The 18,371-nt window shown below is 70.2% G+C and carries 19 protein-coding genes and 1 other RNA gene; 7 read left to right on the forward strand and 13 right to left on the reverse strand.

What is annotated here, in order from left to right:
* The first annotated feature begins 235 nt into the window (after nucleotides 1-235).
* Nucleotides 236-1,834 carry a phosphoenolpyruvate carboxykinase gene (locus FHG66_RS11595; RefSeq protein WP_139076913.1) on the forward strand — a complete coding sequence of 533 codons (1,599 nt, stop codon included), beginning with the start codon at nucleotides 236-238 and terminating at the stop codon, nucleotides 1,832-1,834.
* Nucleotides 1,835-1,899: 65 nt separating this feature from the next.
* Here FHG66_RS11595 and FHG66_RS22265 read toward each other — a convergent pair whose 3' ends face one another.
* Nucleotides 1,900-2,403: a lipocalin family protein gene (locus tag FHG66_RS22265; protein ID WP_246082567.1), complete on the reverse strand. Its 504-nt coding sequence runs from the start codon at nucleotides 2,401-2,403 to the stop codon at nucleotides 1,900-1,902.
* Between the two features lie 121 nt (nucleotides 2,404-2,524).
* Here FHG66_RS22265 and FHG66_RS11605 point away from each other — a divergent pair, with 121 nt between their 5' ends.
* Nucleotides 2,525-3,235 (forward strand): type 1 glutamine amidotransferase domain-containing protein, encoded by a 711-nt coding sequence (locus FHG66_RS11605; RefSeq protein WP_139076914.1) that lies wholly within the window; start codon nucleotides 2,525-2,527, stop codon nucleotides 3,233-3,235.
* Here the strand turns inward: FHG66_RS11605 and FHG66_RS11610 are convergent.
* Nucleotides 3,232-4,272 carry an aldo/keto reductase gene (locus FHG66_RS11610; protein WP_139076915.1) on the reverse strand — a complete coding sequence of 347 codons (1,041 nt, stop codon included), beginning with the start codon at nucleotides 4,270-4,272 and terminating at the stop codon, nucleotides 3,232-3,234. The genes FHG66_RS11605 and FHG66_RS11610 overlap by 4 nt on opposite strands.
* Nucleotides 4,273-4,419: 147 nt before the next feature.
* On the opposite strand from FHG66_RS11610, the gene FHG66_RS11615 reads away from it, so the two are divergent.
* Nucleotides 4,420-5,160, forward strand: coding sequence for an SDR family NAD(P)-dependent oxidoreductase (locus FHG66_RS11615; RefSeq protein WP_139076916.1), 741 nt, complete (start codon nucleotides 4,420-4,422; stop codon nucleotides 5,158-5,160).
* A gap of 59 nt (nucleotides 5,161-5,219) precedes the next feature.
* On the opposite strand, the gene FHG66_RS11620 is transcribed toward FHG66_RS11615, so the two are convergent.
* On the reverse strand, nucleotides 5,220-5,426 hold the full coding sequence (locus tag FHG66_RS11620; RefSeq protein WP_139076917.1) for a tautomerase family protein: 207 nt from the start codon (nucleotides 5,424-5,426) through the stop codon (nucleotides 5,220-5,222).
* Nucleotides 5,427-5,558: 132 nt separating this feature from the next.
* On the opposite strand from FHG66_RS11620, the gene metG reads away from it, so the two are divergent.
* Complete coding sequence (metG, locus tag FHG66_RS11625; protein ID WP_139076918.1) at nucleotides 5,559-7,277, forward strand: methionine--tRNA ligase; 1,719 nt, start codon at nucleotides 5,559-5,561, stop codon at nucleotides 7,275-7,277.
* Nucleotide 7,278: 1 nt separating this feature from the next.
* On the opposite strand, the gene FHG66_RS11630 is transcribed toward metG, so the two are convergent.
* Complete coding sequence (locus FHG66_RS11630; protein ID WP_139076919.1) at nucleotides 7,279-8,559, reverse strand: AI-2E family transporter; 1,281 nt, start codon at nucleotides 8,557-8,559, stop codon at nucleotides 7,279-7,281.
* Between the two features lie 62 nt (nucleotides 8,560-8,621).
* Complete coding sequence (locus FHG66_RS11635) at nucleotides 8,622-9,239, reverse strand: ribonuclease T2 family protein (protein ID WP_139076920.1); 618 nt, start codon at nucleotides 9,237-9,239, stop codon at nucleotides 8,622-8,624.
* A gap of 129 nt (nucleotides 9,240-9,368) precedes the next feature.
* Here FHG66_RS11635 and FHG66_RS11640 point away from each other — a divergent pair, with 129 nt between their 5' ends.
* Nucleotides 9,369-10,145 carry a DUF1013 domain-containing protein gene (locus FHG66_RS11640; RefSeq protein ID WP_139076921.1) on the forward strand — a complete coding sequence of 259 codons (777 nt, stop codon included), beginning with the start codon at nucleotides 9,369-9,371 and terminating at the stop codon, nucleotides 10,143-10,145.
* 16 nt (nucleotides 10,146-10,161) lie between these two features.
* Here the strand turns inward: FHG66_RS11640 and FHG66_RS11645 are convergent, their stop codons facing one another.
* From FHG66_RS11645 to FHG66_RS11665, 5 genes are all read right to left on the reverse strand, one after another.
* Nucleotides 10,162-10,569: a CopD family protein gene (locus FHG66_RS11645; RefSeq protein WP_139076922.1), complete on the reverse strand. Its 408-nt coding sequence runs from the start codon at nucleotides 10,567-10,569 to the stop codon at nucleotides 10,162-10,164.
* A gap of 53 nt (nucleotides 10,570-10,622) precedes the next feature.
* Nucleotides 10,623-11,216 carry a recombination mediator RecR gene (recR, locus tag FHG66_RS11650; protein WP_139076924.1) on the reverse strand — a complete coding sequence of 198 codons (594 nt, stop codon included), beginning with the start codon at nucleotides 11,214-11,216 and terminating at the stop codon, nucleotides 10,623-10,625.
* Nucleotides 11,217-11,219: 3 nt separating this feature from the next.
* Complete coding sequence (locus FHG66_RS11655; RefSeq protein WP_139076926.1) at nucleotides 11,220-11,570, reverse strand: YbaB/EbfC family nucleoid-associated protein; 351 nt, start codon at nucleotides 11,568-11,570, stop codon at nucleotides 11,220-11,222.
* Between the two features lie 61 nt (nucleotides 11,571-11,631).
* Entirely contained in the window at nucleotides 11,632-13,383 is a 1,752-nt protein-coding gene (locus tag FHG66_RS11660) for a DNA polymerase III subunit gamma/tau (RefSeq protein ID WP_425471735.1), read from the reverse strand.
* A gap of 58 nt (nucleotides 13,384-13,441) precedes the next feature.
* Entirely contained in the window at nucleotides 13,442-14,518 is a 1,077-nt protein-coding gene (locus tag FHG66_RS11665) for a flavodoxin family protein (RefSeq protein WP_218013830.1), read from the reverse strand.
* A gap of 206 nt (nucleotides 14,519-14,724) precedes the next feature.
* Between FHG66_RS11665 and FHG66_RS11670 the strand changes: the two genes are divergently transcribed.
* Nucleotides 14,725-15,321: an NADPH-dependent FMN reductase gene (locus FHG66_RS11670; RefSeq protein WP_139076928.1), complete on the forward strand. Its 597-nt coding sequence runs from the start codon at nucleotides 14,725-14,727 to the stop codon at nucleotides 15,319-15,321.
* Nucleotides 15,322-15,325: 4 nt separating this feature from the next.
* Here FHG66_RS11670 and rsgA read toward each other — a convergent pair whose 3' ends face one another.
* The 3 genes from rsgA to FHG66_RS11685 all read right to left on the reverse strand — a co-directional run bounded on the left by rsgA (nucleotide 15,326) and on the right by FHG66_RS11685 (nucleotide 17,095).
* Nucleotides 15,326-16,366, reverse strand: coding sequence for a ribosome small subunit-dependent GTPase A (gene rsgA / locus FHG66_RS11675; RefSeq protein WP_139076930.1), 1,041 nt, complete (start codon nucleotides 16,364-16,366; stop codon nucleotides 15,326-15,328).
* Between the two features lie 145 nt (nucleotides 16,367-16,511).
* An RNA gene (ffs, locus tag FHG66_RS11680) (signal recognition particle sRNA small type) lies at nucleotides 16,512-16,609 on the reverse strand.
* Between the two features lie 111 nt (nucleotides 16,610-16,720).
* Nucleotides 16,721-17,095 carry a rhodanese-like domain-containing protein gene (locus FHG66_RS11685; RefSeq protein ID WP_139076932.1) on the reverse strand — a complete coding sequence of 125 codons (375 nt, stop codon included), beginning with the start codon at nucleotides 17,093-17,095 and terminating at the stop codon, nucleotides 16,721-16,723.
* A 218-nt stretch (nucleotides 17,096-17,313) separates the two neighbouring features.
* Between FHG66_RS11685 and FHG66_RS11690 the strand changes: the two genes are divergently transcribed.
* Nucleotides 17,314-18,108: an HPP family protein gene (locus tag FHG66_RS11690; RefSeq protein ID WP_139076934.1), complete on the forward strand. Its 795-nt coding sequence runs from the start codon at nucleotides 17,314-17,316 to the stop codon at nucleotides 18,106-18,108.
* Nucleotides 18,109-18,371: the final 263 nt, after the last annotated feature.

Genomic DNA, 18,371 nt, shown 5'->3' on the forward strand with positions numbered 1-18,371 from the left:
TAATATGGCAACGAATCAACCCTTGAGTGAAAACTGCCCCAGAACTTCGACTAATCTAAGGCATTCCGTCCTACCGTCGCCCAAGGCCCGAGCAGGGCTGCCCAGTCCCTCCCCGCCGTCCGGCTGATTGCGCTAACATGGCAAGTGCTTGCGCTAACAGGCTTTTTTCGGCCTCAGACCCTGCTATGTGGCTGGAACGGCGTCGTGTGGACGCTGGTTGAGGAGGAACGGCACCATGGACCACGGACGCGTCAACCCCGCGATGCCCATCGAGGCGCAGGGATTTTCGGGACTCGCGTCGGTGTATTACAACCTGCTCGAACCCGATCTCGTCGAGGCGGCGCTCTGCGCGGGTGAGGGACGGCTCGGACAGGGCGGCGTCCTTCTGGTCGAGACGGGCCGGTTCACCGGCCGCTCGCCAAAGGACAAGCACGTCGTCCGCCGCGCCGCCACGGAATCCCAAGTCTGGTGGGACGCCAACGCCGCCATGGCGCCCGATGCCTTCGCGCGTCTCAAGGCCGACATGCTGGCCCATCTCGCGGACCGCTCGGTCCATGTGCAGGACCTCTGGGCCGGGGCCGATGAGCAGCTCCGTCTCAACATGCGGATGGTCACCGAACGGGCCTGGCACGCGCTGTTCGTGCGCCACCTGCTCCGCCGCCCCCCGCGCGAGGCGCTGGACAGCTTCGCGCCCGACTGGACGCTGCTCAACTGCCCAAGCTTCACCGCCGACCCCGCGCGCCATGGCTGCCGCAGCGGCACGGTCATCGCCATCGACATGGAATCCCGGTGGGTCCTGATCGGCGGCACCGACTATGCGGGCGAGAACAAGAAGGCCGTCTTCACCATCCTGAACTGGCTCCTGCCGGAACGGGGCGTCCTGCCCATGCACTGCTCGGCCAACCACGCGCCCGGTGATCCGGCCGACGCGGCAGTGTTCTTCGGCCTGTCCGGCACCGGCAAGACCACGCTGTCGGCCGATCCGTCCCGCGTGCTGCTGGGCGATGACGAACACGGCTGGTCCGACCGCGGCCTCTTCAACATGGAGGGGGGCTGCTACGCCAAGACGCTCAACCTCTGCCCCACGGCGGAACCGGCGATCCACGCCACCACCGCGCGCTTCGGCACGGTAATCGAGAACATGGGCTACCACCCGGAAACCTGCGAACTCGACTTCGCGGACGCCTCGCGCACGGCGAACACCCGCTGCGCCTACCCGCTGGACGCCATCCCGAACGCCTCCGCGACCGGCGTCTCGGGCCACCCTCGGCACGTGGTCATGCTGACCTGCGACGCCTTCGGGGTGCTGCCGCCCATCGCGCGCCTGTCGCCCGCGCAGGCCATGTACCACTTCCTGTCCGGCTTCACCGCCAAGGTCGCGGGCACCGAACGCGGCGTGACCGAGCCCGAGCCCACCTTCTCGGCCTGCTTCGGCGCGCCTTTCCTGCCCCGCAAGCCCGAGGTCTACGGCAAGCTCCTGGCCGAAAAGATCGCGCGCCACGGGGCGGAATGCTGGCTGGTGAACACCGGCTGGACCGGAGGGGCCTACGGCACGGGCAGCCGGATGCCCATCGGGGCCACCCGCGCGCTCCTGGCCTCCGCGCTCGACGGCAGGCTCTCGCGGGCCCGGTTCCGCCGCGACCCCTGGTTCGGCTTCGAGGTTCCCGTCGCGGTCGAGGGCGTGGACCCCGCACTCCTCGATCCGCGCGGCACCTGGGCCGACCCCCAGGCCTATGACGCAGCGGCCAAGAAGCTGGTGGGGATGTTCGCCCAGAACTTCGCCAAGTTCGAAGACCTCATCGACGAGGACACCCGCGCCGTCGCGCTGGGCTGAGACGCGGTCCCGTAGGGCGGGCTTCGGCCCGCCAGTCCGGCGCAAGACGGCGGGCTTCAGCCCGCCTACGCGCCGGACAGCCGCGTCACGTCGTAGCCGTTGAAGTCCAGCATCTCGAGCGCGGCCCCGGTCCGGTCCGCCGAGGCGGCGCCCGGCCGGTCCATGATCCAGCCGGTGCGCCCATCCGGCGTGCCGATCGCCGCCGTGCGGAAATCGTCGTCCACCCACAGCACCCACAACTCGGGCCCACCCTGCGCGGCGGGCACGAAGCGACCCGGCAGGCCTGGGGTCGTGGCGACCATCCCGGACCCCGCGGGGCCGGTGAATCGCCAGATCGCGGTTCCATTCGTCCCCAGCGCCAGCAGAACCCGCGTGCCGGGCGCGGCAAAGGGCAGGCTGGGATAGGCCTGCGAGATCACCCACTCCCCCGCCAGATCCCCGGCCGTCCCCCGCGTGGTGGAGGCGATGGGCTGCGCGCGGTCGCGGAACGACGGCCCCTCTGTCACCGGCACAGGCGCCCCGCGCCCGCAGGCAGCCAGGAGCAGAAGGGTAAGAAAAGCGCGGCGCATGGGGGATCTCCGGTTGGGGCGTCCGGCCATCCTAGCGGCTGCGGCGTCACGCTCCACCCCCGCGGTGGAACCGAGCCGCGCCGCGACCGTTTCCCGCACCATCACCGACAGGAGGCATTCCATGCCCACGAACCGCATCCTCGCCGTCGTCACCAACGCCGGCGAATACGAACGCAAGGGCTACCGCACCGGCCTCTGGCTGGGCGAGCTGACCCACGCCCTCGACGCCTTCGACGAAGCGGGCCTCGCCTACGATATCGCCAGCCCGCAGGGCGGCTACACCCCGCTCGACCCCGAAAGCCTGAACCCCTCGGTGATGGATAAGGCCATCAAGGCCCGCTACGAGGACCGTGCCTTCATGGACAGCCTCAAGGACACCAAGCGCCTCGCCGATGTCCGGGCCGAGGATTACGACGCCATCTTCCTTGCCGGCGGCCACGGCACGATGTTCGACTTCCCCGGCTCCCAGGACCTTGCCAGCCTCGCCGCCCGGATGTTCGACCAGGGCAAGCCCGTCTCCGCCGTCTGCCACGGTCCGGCCGGGCTGCTGGAGGCCCGCCTGTCGGACGGCACGCCCCTCCTGCAGGGCCGCAAGGCCACCGGATTTTCCTGGAAGGAGGAGGAAGGCGTGGGCCGCGACGATGCCGTGCCCTTCAACCTCGAACAGGCGATGAAGGACCGCGGCGCCGACTACACCAAGGCGATGATGCAGCAGTCCAAGAAGGTCGTGACCGACGGCCACCTCGTCACCGGGCAGAACCCGGCCTCGGCCCGCGGCGTGGGCGACGAGGTGGTGCAGCTTCTCCAGGCCAAGGCGGAGGCCGCCGCCTAATAGGGCAGCGGCTGGGCCCGGTTCACCTCGTCGATCCGCTTGGCGAGGTCCGGGCCCATTTCCACCGCGACCCCGGCCAGGATGCGCTCCAGTTGCGCCACCGTGGTCGCCCCAAAGATCGGGATGGACGGAAAGGGCCGCGTCCGGTGCCAGGCCATCGCCATGTGCACAGGGTCCAGCCCGGCCTCCTGTGCAACGGCGTGGTAGGCCGCGACCGCCCCGTCCACGCGCGGGCTCGCCCGTCCGCCCAGATCGCCGTTCAGCGCCTTGCGCGACCCTTCGGGCAGCGCGCCGCCCGCATACTTGCCCGTCAGCAGCCCCGCCCCCAGCGGCGAGAAGGCAAGCAGCGTCACCCCCTCGTTCACCGCGACCTCGGCCATGTCGGTGTCGTACAGCCGCGCCAGCAGCGAATATTCGTTCTGCACGGTGCGGACCATCGGGGCCCCCAGCGCCTCAGCGCGGTCCATCCAGCGCACGGTCCCCCAGGCCGTCTCGTTCGATAGCCCGAACTCCCGGATCTTGCCCTCGGCCCGCAGGTCGGACAGCTGCCCCAGCACGTCGTCCATCAGCGCGATGTTCGCAGCCTTGTCCTGGCTGGACGGGTCATAGGTCCAGTTGCGGCGGAAGTGGTAATGCGCCCGCTCGGGCCAATGAAGCTGGTAAAGGTCGATCACTTCCGTTTGCAGCCGCTTCAGCGACGCCTCGCAGGCCGCCTTGACGGTGCCGTTCCCGAACCCCTGATCGCCCCGGATGGCGTTCCGGGGGCCTGCGACCTTGGTCGCCAGCACCACCTCGGCCCGCCGCCCGTGCGACGCGAACCAGCGGCCCAGGAACGCCTCGCTGCGCCCGGCGCTCTCCTTGGTCACCGGGTTCACCGGATACATCTCGGCGCAGTCCCACAGGGTGACCCCGGCCTCCAGCGCCATGTCCATCTGACGATGCGCATCATCCTCGGGCGTCTGGTTGCCAAAGGTCATCGTCCCCAGCGCCCATTCCGACACCCGGATGCCCGACCGTCCCAGTTCCACCTGCCGCATGCCCGTCCCCTCGATGTTCGCGCGGACCCTAGCGTGCCCCGCCGGAGGAGCAAGCCGGTGTCCCCGGCCGGGCCTTGATCCAGATTAAGGCGGGCGCCCCCCGCAGTGGCAACCATCGCCCCAATTCCCAGACAGGAGACCCCTCCCATGCCATTCGACTTCACCGGACAGACCGCCATCGTCACCGGCGCCGCCTCGGGCATCGGCCTCGCCATCGCGCGCGAACTGGCGCAGGGTGGCGCCCGCGTGGTGCTGAGCGACCTGCACGACGACGCGCTGGCCCAGGCCGCCCAGGGCATCCCCCAGGCGCTGACCAGGGCCTGCGACGTGGCCGATGCGGGCCAGGTCGAGGCGCTGGTGACCTTCGCCGTCGAACAGACCGGCGGCCTCCACCTTCTGGTGAACAACGCCGGCATCGGCGGCCCCTCGGCCCCCACCGGAGAGTATCCGCTCGACGGCTGGCACAAGGTCATCGACGTCAACCTGCACGGCGTCTTCTACGGCCTGCGCTACGGCCTTCCGGCCATCGAGGCGTCGGGCGGCGGCGCGGTCGTCAACATGGCCTCGATCCTGGGATCGGTGGGCTTCGCGAACGCCCCCGCCTATGTCGCGGCCAAGCACGCCGTCGTGGGCCTGACCAAGAACGCCGCCATGGAATACGCCCAGCGCGGCATTCGCATCAACGCGGTGGGACCGGCTTTCATCCGCACCCCCCTCCTCGACGCCCTGGGCGAGGAGGCGCGGATCGGCATCGCCCAGATGCATCCCGTCAAGCGCCTCGGCACCCCGGAGGAGGTCTCGGCCCTCACCTGCTTCCTCCTGTCCAAGGAGGCCAGCTTCATCACCGGCAGCTATCACCTTGTGGATGGGGCCTACACCGCGCAGTGACGCCGCAGGGGCGGCCCCGGTCCCGCCTCTGCCAGTCTGGGGCCGGGGCCGGGGCCTCCTCAGCCCTCGCGCTCGCCCCAGAGATCGGTCAGCGACCGCCCTTTCCGGCCCCAGTTGTCGGTGTCCACCTCGTCGATCAGGACGAAGACGTAGTCGGGGTCGCGCCCGAGCTCCTCGACAAGCACCTCCGTCATGCGCCGGATCACGGCCTTCTTCTGCTCGACCGAAGCGACGCCCCGGGCAATCTCGACACGGACGATGGGCACGGCGAACCTCCTGCGGCTTGGCCCGCCCAGCCTAGACCAGGCGCCCCCCCCCCGCGACAGGGCCCGTCCGGCGGCCCTCTGGCAACCCCGGCGCCGGGCCGCTACATGGGGGCGTCCGCGAAAGGCCCCCACATGGCACGCCACCTCATCACCTCAGCGATCCCCTACATCAACGGGATCAAGCACCTCGGGAACCTCGTCGGCTCCCAGCTTCCCGCCGACCTCTACGCCCGCTACCTGCGCGGGCGGGGCCACGAGGTGCTGTTCCTCTGCGCCACCGACGAGCACGGCACCCCCGCCGAGCTTGCCGCCGCCAAGGCCGGGGAGCCGGTGGCCGAGTACTGCGCCCGGATGCACGCCGTGCAGGCCGAGATCGCCCAAGGCTTCCGCCTCAGCTTCGACCATTTCGGCCGCTCCTCCTCGCCCCAGAACCACACACTCACCCAGCACTTCGCAGGCCAGCTCGACGCAGCGGGCCTGATCGCCGAGGTGCCCGAGCGGCAAGTATATTCCCACGCCGACGGCCGCTTCCTCCCCGACCGCTACGTGGAGGGGACCTGCCCCAACTGCGGTTACGAGAAGGCCCGGGGCGACCAGTGCGAGAACTGCACAAAGCAGCTCGACCCCACCGACCTCATCAACCCCCGCTCCGCCATCTCCGGCTCCACGGATCTCGAGATCCGCGAGACCAAGCACCTCCACCTGCGCCAGTCCGCGATGAAGGACCGGCTGCTGGAATGGATCGACTCCAAGACCGACTGGCCGGTGCTCACCACCTCCATAGCTAGGAAGTGGCTCCTCGACGGCGAGGGGCTCCAGGACCGGGGCATCACCCGCGACCTCGACTGGGGCGTGCCCGTGCAGAAGGGCGACCAGCCCTGGCCCGGCATGGAGGGCAAGGTCTTCTACGTCTGGTTCGACGCCCCCATCGAATACATCGCCTGCGCCAAGGAATGGACCGACGCGGCGGGCCGCCCCGACGCCGACTGGGAACGCTGGTGGCGCACCGACCGCGGGGCAAGCGACGTCCGCTACACCCAGTTCATGGGCAAGGACAACGTGCCCTTCCACACCCTGAGCTTCCCCGTGACGATCATGGGCTCCGGCGAGGACTGGAAGCTCGTCGACTACATCAAGTCCTTCAACTACCTGAACTACGACGGCGGCCAGTTCTCGACCTCGCAGGGGCGCGGCGTCTTCATGGACCAGGCTCTCTCCATCCTGCCCGCCGACTACTGGCGCTGGTGGCTCCTGTCCCACGCGCCCGAGTCCTCGGACTCCGAATTCACCTGGGAGAATTTCCAGACGTCCGTGAACAAGGACCTCGCCGACGTCCTGGGCAACTTCGTCTCCCGCATCACCAAGTTCTGCCGCTCCAAGTTCGGCGAAACCCTCCCTTCGGGCGGCCAGTGGGACGAGCGCGAGGGGATGCTGCTCGCGGACCTCGCCACGCGCCTCGCGGCCTACGAATCCGCCATGGACGCCATCGAGGTCCGCAAGGCCGCACAGGAGCTTCGGGCGATCTGGGTGCTGGGCAACGAATACCTCCAGTCCGCCGCCCCTTGGACCAGCTTCAAGACCGACCCCGACCGGGCGGCCATGCAGACGCGCCTCGGCCTCAACCTCATCCGGCTTTACGCGGTGCTGTCGCGGCCCTTCATCCCCGACGCGGCGCAGCAGATGATGGAGGCGCTGGGGTCGGACGACTGGTCCTGGCCCTCCGACCTCGAACCCGCGCTCCGCGCCCTCCCCCCCGGCCACGCCTTCACCGTCCCGGAGGTGAGCTTCCGCAAGATCACCGACGAGGAACGCGCCGACTGGCAGACCCGCTTCGCCGGGGTCCGCACCTAGGTCAGGGATGCGGCGCGGCCTGCCCCTCGGGCCGCGTCGCCTCATCCAGCCCCGCCCACCCCGTCTTGTTCGACAGGAGCAGCGCCCAGGGCCGCAGCACCGGCACATGCGCGCCCAGGACCACCAGCGCCACCGTCACCGGCACCGCAAGCAGCGCCCCCGCGATGCCCCAGGCCCAGCCCCAGAAAGCCAGCGCCACCAGCACCACCAGCGGCGACAGCGCCACGTTCTGCCCCTGGATGCGCGGCCCCACGAGGTTCCCCATGACGTTCTCGATAGCCAAAATCCCTAGACCCACCGCGACCGCCGTGCCGGGATCGCGGGTGAGCAGCGTATAGGCCACGGGCAGCGTCCCCCCGACCAGCGACCCGATCGTCGGGATGAAGTTCAGCACAAAGATCAGCAAGGGCCAGACGAGCAGCAGGCCGATGCCCCAGAACCCCAGCCAGACGGCGTACAGCACCGCCGACACGAGCCCCAGCCCCGCCTGGATCAGCAGATAGGCCCGCATCTTCTGGGCGATCACGTCGGCGGATTCGTTCAGGCGCCAGTCGTCCGGCCAGGGCATCGCGGCCCCCACCTTGCGCTTCCAGTCGCCGCTCTCGCCCAGGATCAACAGGGTGAGGAACACCACCAGCACCAGCCCGCCCAGCACCGCGAAGGCCGAGTTCAAGATGGCTGCCGCGACTCCTCCGGCCGCGCCCAGCGCCCGCTGGCCCAGGCTGCGGACCGTCTCGCGCGTGGAGCCCGACAGGAGCGGGCCCGCGCCGCCCTCCCCGCCCGAGCCCGCTTCCGGTCCCTCACCCGACCCGCCTCCCGCCTCGTCACCCGACTGCGAGGCCCCGATCTCGCCCGAGGCGCCGGCCTGCGCGCCCTGGACGATGTCGCTGCCGCCCTCCTCGCCGTTCTCGGACCCCTGGATCATCTCGACCACCTGGCCGGGCTCGACGGGGATCTCGGACACGATCTGCTGCGCCGCCAGCACCAGCACGCCGACAAAGAAGGCCAGCACCAGCAGGACAGCCCCCATCGCGGCCACCAGCCCCATCCAGCCCAGCCACCGGGGCACCCGCGCCGCCACCCAGTCGCGCAGGGGCATCACCGCCAGGGCGATCAGGATCGCCGCCACCAGCGGCATGAGGACGGGCGACAGCGCCTTGACCGCCCACCCCACAAGGATGAGCGCGATCACGGCCATCATCACGGGACGCAGATCGGATCGCCCTGCAACGGACGAGGCCGGTTCGGGTGCCATGCGTCTCACCCGGTCCTGCTCGGCCATGGGTCGTCCTCCGCCTTGTGTGGGCTCCGAACGGGCCGTGGCGCGCCATGGTTCCCCTGCCGTCAGGGCACGGGCTCCATCAGCGCATTCCCCCGGCAGTCGCGGATGACGTCCGCCCCGCAGCGGCGCGGCTCCAGGTCCGGGGTCAGGCAAAGCCGCACCTCCTGGATATGCCCGTCCCGGCAGGTGACCGTGACCCCGTTCCCGCGCAGCCTCGCATCGGCCTTCAGGAAGGCTTCCTCGACCACCGAGGCCGGCAGCTCGACCGGTCGGGGCAGCCGCTCGAAGACATCGGGGATCGCCACATCCCCATACGCCTCGCGCGACAGCGCGAAATAGTCTTGCGGCGACAGGCCCGAGCAGGTGCCGTGCTTGTTCCAGGCGTGCCAAGCCAGGCCACCGGTGCCGGTGATGTCGGCCATGGCCGCCGTCTCGCGCCGGGACGGGTCGGGAAAGCGGCTGTCGCAGTATTGCGGCCAGCCCTCCTCCCATTGCGGCCACAGCCCGTGCAGTACCCAGCCCAGATCCGCCTCCGGATCGCACTGCTCGGACCCTTCGGCCCGGCCCTCCAGGGCGCACCAGTTGGGCGACCAGGACAGCGCCAGGACGTAGTAGTCGAAGTCCTGCGCCGCCGCGGGCGTCGCCAGCAGCCAGCCAAGGGTCAAGAGGGCTCCGCGCATGGCGCTTTCCTTCCGTGTCGCAGGCGACTATATAGCGCTCCGAGTTCCCCGACAGCGTGAACCGGCCTTCCCCGCGGAAGGCGCCCCCTGGCGGGGCCCCGGGGAAGATATGACCAACGAGGTGTCACGATGACCGACAAACCGCTCATGGCCCGCGCCACCGCCGTCTGGCTCGTGGACAACACGACGCTGAACTTCAAGCAGATCGGCGATTTCTGCGGCATGCACGAGCTTGAGGTCCAGGGCATCGCCGACGGCGAGGTGGCGCAAGGCGTCAAGGGCTTCGACCCCATCGCCAACAACCAGCTCACCATCGAGGAAATCAAGAAGGCCGAGGGCAATCCGCTCCACCGCCTCAAGCTCAAGTTCAACAAGGCCTCCGTGGGCGAGGAAAAGCGCCGCGGCCCCCGCTACACGCCGCTGTCCAAGCGCCAGGACCGCCCCGCCGCGATCTACTGGCTGGTCAAGTTCCACCCCGAGCTGGCGGACGGCCAGATCGCCAAGCTCGTGGGCACCACCAAGCCCACGATCCTCGCCATCCGCGAGCGGACCCACTGGAACATCGGCAACATCGACCCGATCGACCCCGTGGCCCTGGGCCTCTGCCGCCAGAGCGAGCTTGATGCCGCGGTCCAGAAGGCCAACGAAAAGAAGCTCCGCGAAGGCGGCGCGATGACCGACGACGAACGCCGCAAGCTCGTCTCGACGCAGGTGTCGCTGTCCATGTCGCCCGAGCCGCGGATGGGCCAGGGCCTCGACACCTTCGCCCTGGGCCGGACCGACCCGCGCGACGCGGACGCCTCCGAAGAGGAGGAGGCTCTGCCCGACATCCAGGACGCGGATTCGTTCTTCAACCTGCCCGGCGGCGACGATGAGGACGAGGACGACCAGCCCTCGCGCCGCTGAACGTGGCGGCCCTTCGTCAGAAGGGCTTCCATTCCGCCATCAGGATCGCGCCGAACACCAGCGCCAGCACGAGCCATGGCAGGGCCCGGAGGATTCCCGGAATGGCCCCGCCCGGCTCCAGCCGCCGCAGCCGCCCCAGCGCGACCCCGTGCAGCGCCGACAGGGCCAGCACGAACACCAGCTTCACGTGTAGCCAGCCGTCGTCGAACCAGCCGCCCTGCACGGCGTTGGCGATCCCCAGCAGCCAGGTCAGCACCAGCCCCGGCGTGGCTAGCCCCCGGAACGCGCCGCGCAGCCGGTCCAGCGTCTCGGCCTTGGGCACATGCGACCCATAGCGCATCAGGATCGCGGGCACGGCGATCATCGGGGCCATCCAAAGCACCATGGCGACAAGGTGCAGGGTCACGGTCAGGATATAGATCATTCAGGCGCTCCTTTGCGGCGCACCCTAGCGGGCCCTGGTGGCAATGGCGAGGATCAGAGCGCCCGCCGCGCCCGCAGCGCCGCGCCGATGGTCCCCTCGTCCAGGTAGTCGAGCTCTCCGCCCACCGGGACGCCCTGCGCCAGGGTCGTGACCTGCACGCCCGTCAGCCGGTCGGCGATGTAGTGGGCGGTCGTCTGCCCGTCCACCGTGGCCCCCAACGCCAGGATGACCTCGGTCACCTCCTCGTCCTTCACCCGCTCCGCGAGCTTGGGGATGCGCAACTCCTCCGGCCCCACCGAATCGAGCGCTGACAGCGTGCCGCCCAGCACGTGGTAGCGGCCCCGGAACGCCGCCGTCCGCTCCATCGCCCACAGGTCCTCGACCCCTTCGACGACGCAGATCTGGCCGTTCTGGCGGCGCGGATCCTCGCAGATGCCGCAGAGGTCATGGGTGCCGATGTTGCCGCAGCTCACGCATTCCCGCGCCGTGGTCCCCACCTCGCGCATGGCATCGGCCAGCGGCAGGAGCAGCGTCCCCCGCTTCTTGACCAGATGCAGCACCGCGCGCCGCGCCGACCGGGGCCCAAGCCCCGGCAGCCGCGCCATCAGCGCGATCAGCCCTTCGATGTCGGCGGGGGTGTCGGCCATGGCTCAGAAGGGCATCTTCATGCCCGCGGGCAGGCCCAGCTCCTCGGAGATGCGGCCCATCTCCTGGTTCATGCGCTCCACGCCCTTGGCCTGCGCGTCCTTGACGGCGGCCAGGATCAGGTCCTCGACCATCTCGCGCTCCTCCTCGCGGAAGATCGAGGGGTCGATGCTCAGGGCCTTCAGCTCGCCCTTGGCGGTGGCCGTGACCTTGACAAGGCCCGCGCCCGCGTTCCCCTCGACGGTGATGGTGTCGAGGCTCGCCTGCATCTCGGCCACCTTGCCCTGCATCTCCTGGGCGGCCTTCATCATCTTGGCCATGTCGCCCAGGCCACCAAGGCCCAATCCCTTCAGCATCGCGCGCCCTTTCGGTTGATCGGAATGCAGATATTCACGCCCCCTCGCGCGGGCAACCCCTTCACTCCTCGAAGGGGTCCCACTCGTCGGGAACCTCGGGCAGCGCCTCGACCTCGGCGGCCTGGGCCTTCTCCTCGCGCGACTGGACCTTCAGCTTCGCCCCCGGAAAGGCCCTCAGCGCCGCCTGCACCAAGGGATGCGCCAGCGCCTCGGCCTCGAGCGCGGAGGCCTGCGCCAGCTGCGCCTCGCGGATCGAGGGTTGCCCCCCTTCGCTCACCACCGACACGCCCCAGCGCGTCCCCGTCCAGCTCTGGAGCCGCTGCCCCAGCCGCTGCGCGAGGTCCGGCGAGGCCATGGGCCCCGGCTCGAACTCGATCCGCCCGGGCTGGTAGCGGGCGAGCCGCACCCCCGACTCCACCTCCATCAGCAGCCCGATGTCCCGCTGGTCGCGGATGAGCTGCACCACGTCCTCGAACCGCGCGAACCGGTCGAGAGGGTGCGGCTGCCCGGCGGGCAGCGCGACGGCCCCGCCCCCCGACACCCCGCCCATGGACACTCCGGCGCCACGCGACGCCTGCGGCACCGGCGCGCGCGGCGCGGGCCCCGGCATCCCGGCCCCCATCGCGGGCGTCCCCTTCGCGCCTTGCAACTGCCGCACCAGGTCCTCGGGGCTGGGCAGGTCGGCCACATGCGTCAGCCGGATCACCGCCATCTCGGCCGCCATCATGGCATTGGGGGCGACCGCGACCTCCTCCAGCGCCTTGAGCAGCATCTGCCAGAACCGCGCCAGCACCCGCATCGGGATGGCCGCCGCCATGGCCTGCCCCCGCGCGCGCTCGTCCGGCGACAGCGTCGGGTCCTCGGAGGCCCCGGGCGACACCTTCAGCACCGACACCCAATGCGCGATCTCCGCCAGGTCGCGCAGCACCATCACCGGGTCCGCGCCGTCCGAATACTGCGCGCCCAGCTCCTCCAGCGCGCCCGCCGCCTCGCCCTTCAGGATCAGGTCGAACAGGTCCAGCACCCGCCCCCGGTCGGCAAGGCCCAGCATCGCGCGGACCTGCTCGGCGGTGGCCGTCCCGCCCCCGGCGATCGCCTGGTCCAGCAGAGAGGTGGCGTCCCGCGCCGACCCTTCGGCCGCCCGCGCGATCAGCGCCAGCGCCCCGTCCTCGATCTCCGCGCCCTCGGCGGTGGCGATGCGGCGCAGCAGGCCCATCATCACCTCGGGCTCGATCCGGCGGAGGTCGAAGCGCTGGCAGCGCGACAGCACCGTCACCGGCACCTTGCGGATCTCGGTGGTGGCAAAGATGAACTTCACATGCTCGGGCGGCTCCTCCAGCGTCTTCAACAGCGCGTTGAAGGCGTTGGTGGACAGCATGTGCACTTCGTCGATGATGTAGACCTTGTAGCGCGCCTCGGCGGCCCGGTAGCGCACGGATTCGATGATCTCGCGGATGTCGCCCACGCCGGTCCGGCTGGCCGCGTCCATCTCCAGCACGTCCACATGCCGCCCTTCGCTGATCGCGCGGCAGTGGACGCAGACCCCGCAGGGCTCGGTGGTCGGGCCTCCGGTGCCGTCCGGCCCGACGCAGTTCAGCCCCTTGGCGATGATCCGCGCCGTGGTGGTCTTTCCGGTCCCCCGAATGCCGGTCAGGATAAAGGCCTGCGCGATCCGCCCCGCCTTGAAAGCGTTGCGTAGCGTCCGCACCATCGCCTCCTGCCCGACAAGGTCGGCAAAGGTCTCGGGCCGGTACTTGCGGGCGAGCACGCGGTAGGCGGTCTCGGGGGCAGGCTCGGGGATCAGGTCTTGCAACGGGGCGGCTCCACGGGGGACCGGGCCAACCTAAGCCCTGGCCCCCCATGGGGCAACGTCACTTGTTCCGCGCGCGGGTCAAGTTCGCGCTCATGTCCTCGAAGACGCCCGCCCGATGCGCCGCGACCCCGGCCAGCAGCGTCCGCGCGGCGTTGCGGACCTCGCCCTGGATGCCCTCGTCGCGGTCGAGCGAATCGTGGCTGGTCGCATAGGGCTCCCAATAGCCGATGTAGCGATCCAGCTCCGCCTGCCGTCCGGCGGGGCGCAGCTCCATGAAGGACAGCCAGTCCGAGATCGACCGCCGCACGTTCTCCGCCCCCTCCACGTCGCCATGGGCGACCACGGAATACAGCCGGTCCTTGAGGTGCCGGGGATAGGGCCAGCCCCCCAGCTCCAGCTCCTTGGCGCGGGCCGCGTCCTTGCCGTGGGTCGAGGTCGGGTCCGGGTTGCCGCCATCCGCGCAGACCAGCCGGTCGATCATCGCCTTCAGGGGCGTGGGCGCCTGATACCAGTGGACGGGGGTGACGATCATGATCCCATGCGCCTCCACCCACATCGGATAGATCTCGTTCATCCAGTCCTGCGCCTGCCCCAGGCTGTAGTTCGGATAGCACGAGCAGGGCCAATGGCAGAGCGCGGCCGCCGTGGAAAAGCACGCCTTGCAAGGGTGGATGTTCCGCCCGTACTCGGAGGCCGTGCGCGACAGGTCGAGCACCTCGATCTCGGCGCGGCCCTCCAGCAGCACCTCCCGCGCGATCTCCACCAGCCGCCAGGACTTCGACATCTCGCCCGGGCAGGTGTGCTCGCTCCGGGTCGATCCGTTGATCAGCAGGATGCGCGACGGGCGCGAGGGGTCCTCGTGCCGCGCCTGTGCCTTGTCGATAGCGGCGCGGGCGGCGATCCAGTCCACGGCAAGGTCGTAGTCCGGGTCCGCAAAGCCCGGCCCGGCCTTTTGCGTGTGCGGGCTCTTGTGGCTCCCCGCGTATTCCTGCCACGCCGCCTCGGTGATGCGGTCCATCTCCGGCTGGAGCGCGTCAAAGGCATGGCCCTTGAACTGCGCCCGGAACCGCGCGGCAAAACCGTCGCGGTCGAGCTTCACGGGCGGCATCCCCTTGCGGGGCTTGGGGGCGAACATGGCAGGGGCTCCGGCATCGGGGTCCGGCTGACAAGGTTCAAGCGGAGCGGACGGTTCCACGCGGCCCCCGGCGAACCGGGCGGTTCGGTGCGCGCAAGGCTGCCATGCATCAGCCGGGCAGATCGCAGCCTGTCAGCGGCGCGCGCGAGGCCATATCTACGGGGGGTCGGCCGCAGGCCGGGCGATCCCCCCAGACAGGTTTCATCATGGCCCCCAAGCTCAACATCGTCATCGGCTCCACCCGCCCCGGCCGCGTCGGCCCGACCATCGGCCAGTGGCTTGCCGAAGCCGCCTCGGCCCATGGCCTCTTCGAGGTGGAACTGGTGGACCTCGCGGAGGTGGGCCTCCCCCTTCTCGACGAGCCCGCGCATCCGCGCCTCCAGCAGTACCAGTTCGACCACACCAAGCGCTGGAGCCAGAGCGTCGCCTCGGCCGACGCCTTCCTGTTCGTGACCCCCGAATACGACTACTTCCCGCCCGCCGCCCTGATCAACGCAGTGCAGGTGCTGGCCAAGGAATGGGGCCACAAGCCCGCGGGCGTGGTCAGCTACGGCGGCATCTCGGGGGGCCTGCGGGCCGCGCAGGTGCTGCGGCAACTGCTGAGCAACGTGAACATGCACGCCCTGCCCCAGACGGTGCCGGTGCCGATGTTCTTCCAGCACATCCAGGACGGCGCCTTCCACCCGACCGAGCCGGTGGCGACCGGAACCACGGCGCTCCTGGACGACCTCCACAAATGGGCGATCGCCCTGAAGGCGCTGCGCGTCGAAGAGGCTCAGGCCGCCCAGACCAAGGCGGCCTGATCCGTCACTCCTCCGCGTCCGGCCCGCGCCGCTTCCACTTCGCGCGGGCCGAGCCATGGGCCGTCGCCTTGGCCCAGCTACGGTTGCGCGCATGCTTCTCGTGCAGCGCCTCGGTGTGCAGCCGGTCCTCGCGCTCCAGCTTCTGGTAACGGCGCAGGCGCTCGGGATCGAGCGTGCCCGCGCGGATGGCCGCCTGCACGGCGCAGCCCGGCTCCCGGTCGTGGGTGCAGTCGCGGAAGCGGCAGCTCTCGGCCAGCGCTGCCACGTCGGAGAACACCTCCTCCACCCCTTCGGCCGCATCGACCAGCCCCAGCTCGCGGATGCCGGGCGTGTCGATCAGGCAGCCCCCAGCCAACGTCCGGCGCAAGGCGCGGGCGGTGGTCGTGTGCCGGCCCTTGGCGTCGTCGGCGCGGATGTCCTGCGTCGCCGCCTGCACGCCGGTCAGGGCGTTCTGCAACGTGGTCTTGCCCACCCCCGACGACCCCACGAGCGCGAGCGTCCGCCCCGCCTCGACCCAGGGGGTCAGCCGCGCGACCTCCTCCGGGTCCTTGGCGTTCAGCGCCAGCGCGACCACCAGCGGCGACAGCGCCCGCGCCTCGCTCAGGTAGCGGTCGGGATCGTCCGCCTGATCGGCCTTGGTCAGGATCACCAGCGGCAGGCACCCCGCCTGCGCTGCCACCGCGATGTAGCGCTCCAGCCGCGCCGGATTGAAGTCGGCGTTGCACGAGGTGACGATGCCCAGCGTGTCCACATTGGCGGCGATGAGCTGCCGGCGCGAGGTGTCGCCCGCATTGCGCCGCACGATCTCGGTGGCGGGGGTCAGGCGCCGGGTCACATGGACGCCGTCCTGCAGCACCCAGTCGCCGACGGCGATGCTGCCGGTCCCCTCGGGCACGAGAAGCCGCACCGGCCCCTCAACGCCAAGCGCCATGATGTGGCTGCGCTCCACCCCGCTGACGCGCGCAGGGGTGGACGCCTCGTCAGGATCGACCTGACCGGCAAAATGGGGGGTCCAGCCAAGGCTGGAAAGGACAGGGTCTGTCACTGCTTGAAAATCCCGGAACGAAGGAATCGAACCTCGCGGCAAGGCGCAAGGCGGCTTCGCATCGGGCAGCGGAAGCCTATGCCAGGCGTCCGGCCCGGAGGGTGACGGCAATCTCCATCTTCGCCCTCCCTGCTCCAGGGTTGATCGGTGAGAGGCTGAACACGACCCAAGCGGGACTCGTTGCGGCTGCTTCCTTCCGGACCTGACCGGGTTGGCGAGGCGCCTGCCCGCGCCAACCTCTCGGGGCCGCATATACGCCCGCGGCCCCCTCCGCGCAAGGCCAGAGCCTGACGCCCTGCCATCCATCCCCCGCAGAAGGGGCGGCCCGGCGATGCAACGTCAGACCGCAGGCCCTCAATCCTCCATCGGGCCGCCGGCGTTCTTCCAGTCGCCGATGCCGCCGATGTTGTGGACCTTCTCGAAGCCCATCTCCTTGAGGGTCTTGCCCGCCAGCGCCGCCTGCCCGCCAGCGCCGCAGACGAGGTAGATCTCCGCGTCCTTCTTCAGGACCGGGTTGTGGTACTGCGAACTGTCGTCGGCGGCGAACTCCATGAACCCGCGCGGCACGCGGGCGGCCCCGGCGATGGTTCCGGTCTTTTCGATGGCGCCCGAGTCGCGGACGTCGATGAACAGCGCGTTCCCCTCGGCGTGCTTCTTCAGCGCATCCTCCACGGGAACGCGGGGAACCTGGGTGTTGGCCTCATCGAGGTAGTCCTTGGCAGATTTCATGGCGTGGCTCCTTCCTTCGTCCGGGCGCAGGGATTCCCTGCCCGCCTCGGTCCCCGCAGGAGGTAGCATCCCACGCGCCGCGTCAACAAAGCGCGCCGGGCGGCACGGGTTTTCACGACGCCCGCGCTTCGGGCTGGAACCGGCGCGCCGTGCCGCCTAGTTAGGCGGTTGTTGCGCCCCGCGCGGGCCCTACCCCCTGGCCCCAGGCGAGGCACGACATGGCTTATCCGAAACGACGGCGGCGCGCCCGCCTCCGCCGCACCTTGCGCGCCTTTGGCCCCGCCATGCAGCGGCCGGGCGGGCCGGAGCCCTTCCGCGCCGCCCTGGGCGCCGGTTTAGCTCTTCTGGCTTGTGGGGTGCTTGTGTCGCTGGGGGGTGTGTCTGGTACGCGGGCTGGGTTGTTTTTGATTGCGCCGTTGGGGGCCACGGCGTTTTTGTTGTTTGCGGTGCCGAACTCGCCGTTGGCGCAGCCCTGGTCGGCGGTGGTGGGCAACACGGTGTCGGCGTGTGTGGCGGTCACGGTGGTGTTGCTGGGACCGCCCCAGGCCGTTGCGGCGGGGCTGGCGGTGTTTTGGGCCATGGCGGGCATGGCGGCGCTCCGGGCCATGCACCCGCCCGGCGGCGCGGTGGCGCTGGCCACGGTGCTGTCGGCGCCCGTGGTGGAGGAGATGGGGTTTCGCTTCGTGCTGGCGCCGGTTCTGCTCGACACGGTGGTGCTGGTGGGGGCGGCGGTGCTGTTCAACCGGCTCACCGGGCGGCGCTATCCGTTCCGCCAGCCGGCCGTTCCCGCCACCGCGCCCGACCCGCGGACCGGGCTGTCGCCCGAGGAACTGGCCGGGCTGCTGCGGCGCGCCAACCAGAGCGCCAACATCGGCGTCGAGGACTTCGGCCGGCTTCTGGCGGCGGCGGAGGCCGAGGTCGCGGCGCACCGGGCCGAATCACGTCCGGGCGCTGCGAATCGGGGGGCGAATCCCTGCGGGACTCACCGTGGCCTTCGGGTGGCATCCCGCTAGCCTTCACGGCGAATCTGCGGCAAAGGTTTGTCCCATAAGGAGAGTAGCGGCCCGCCGCGCTGATTCGCGCTTAGCGCTAACGTGGTAAACGGCGGCCCGCCGCGCAGGGTTCCCGACAACCCTGACGAGAGAAGATCCCTGTGTTACCGGCGACGCCAAGCAGAACGCGTCCCATGCACTAGGAGAACTCTTGAATGCCCGGTCCGTCTCTCGGCCTGAACCTCAACACGCTCGCTGACTGGTCCACAGCCTTTCCCTTCATC

It is taken from the genome of Rubellimicrobium rubrum (assembly GCF_006152115.1).
Lineage (GTDB): Bacteria > Pseudomonadota > Alphaproteobacteria > Rhodobacterales > Rhodobacteraceae > Rubellimicrobium > Rubellimicrobium rubrum.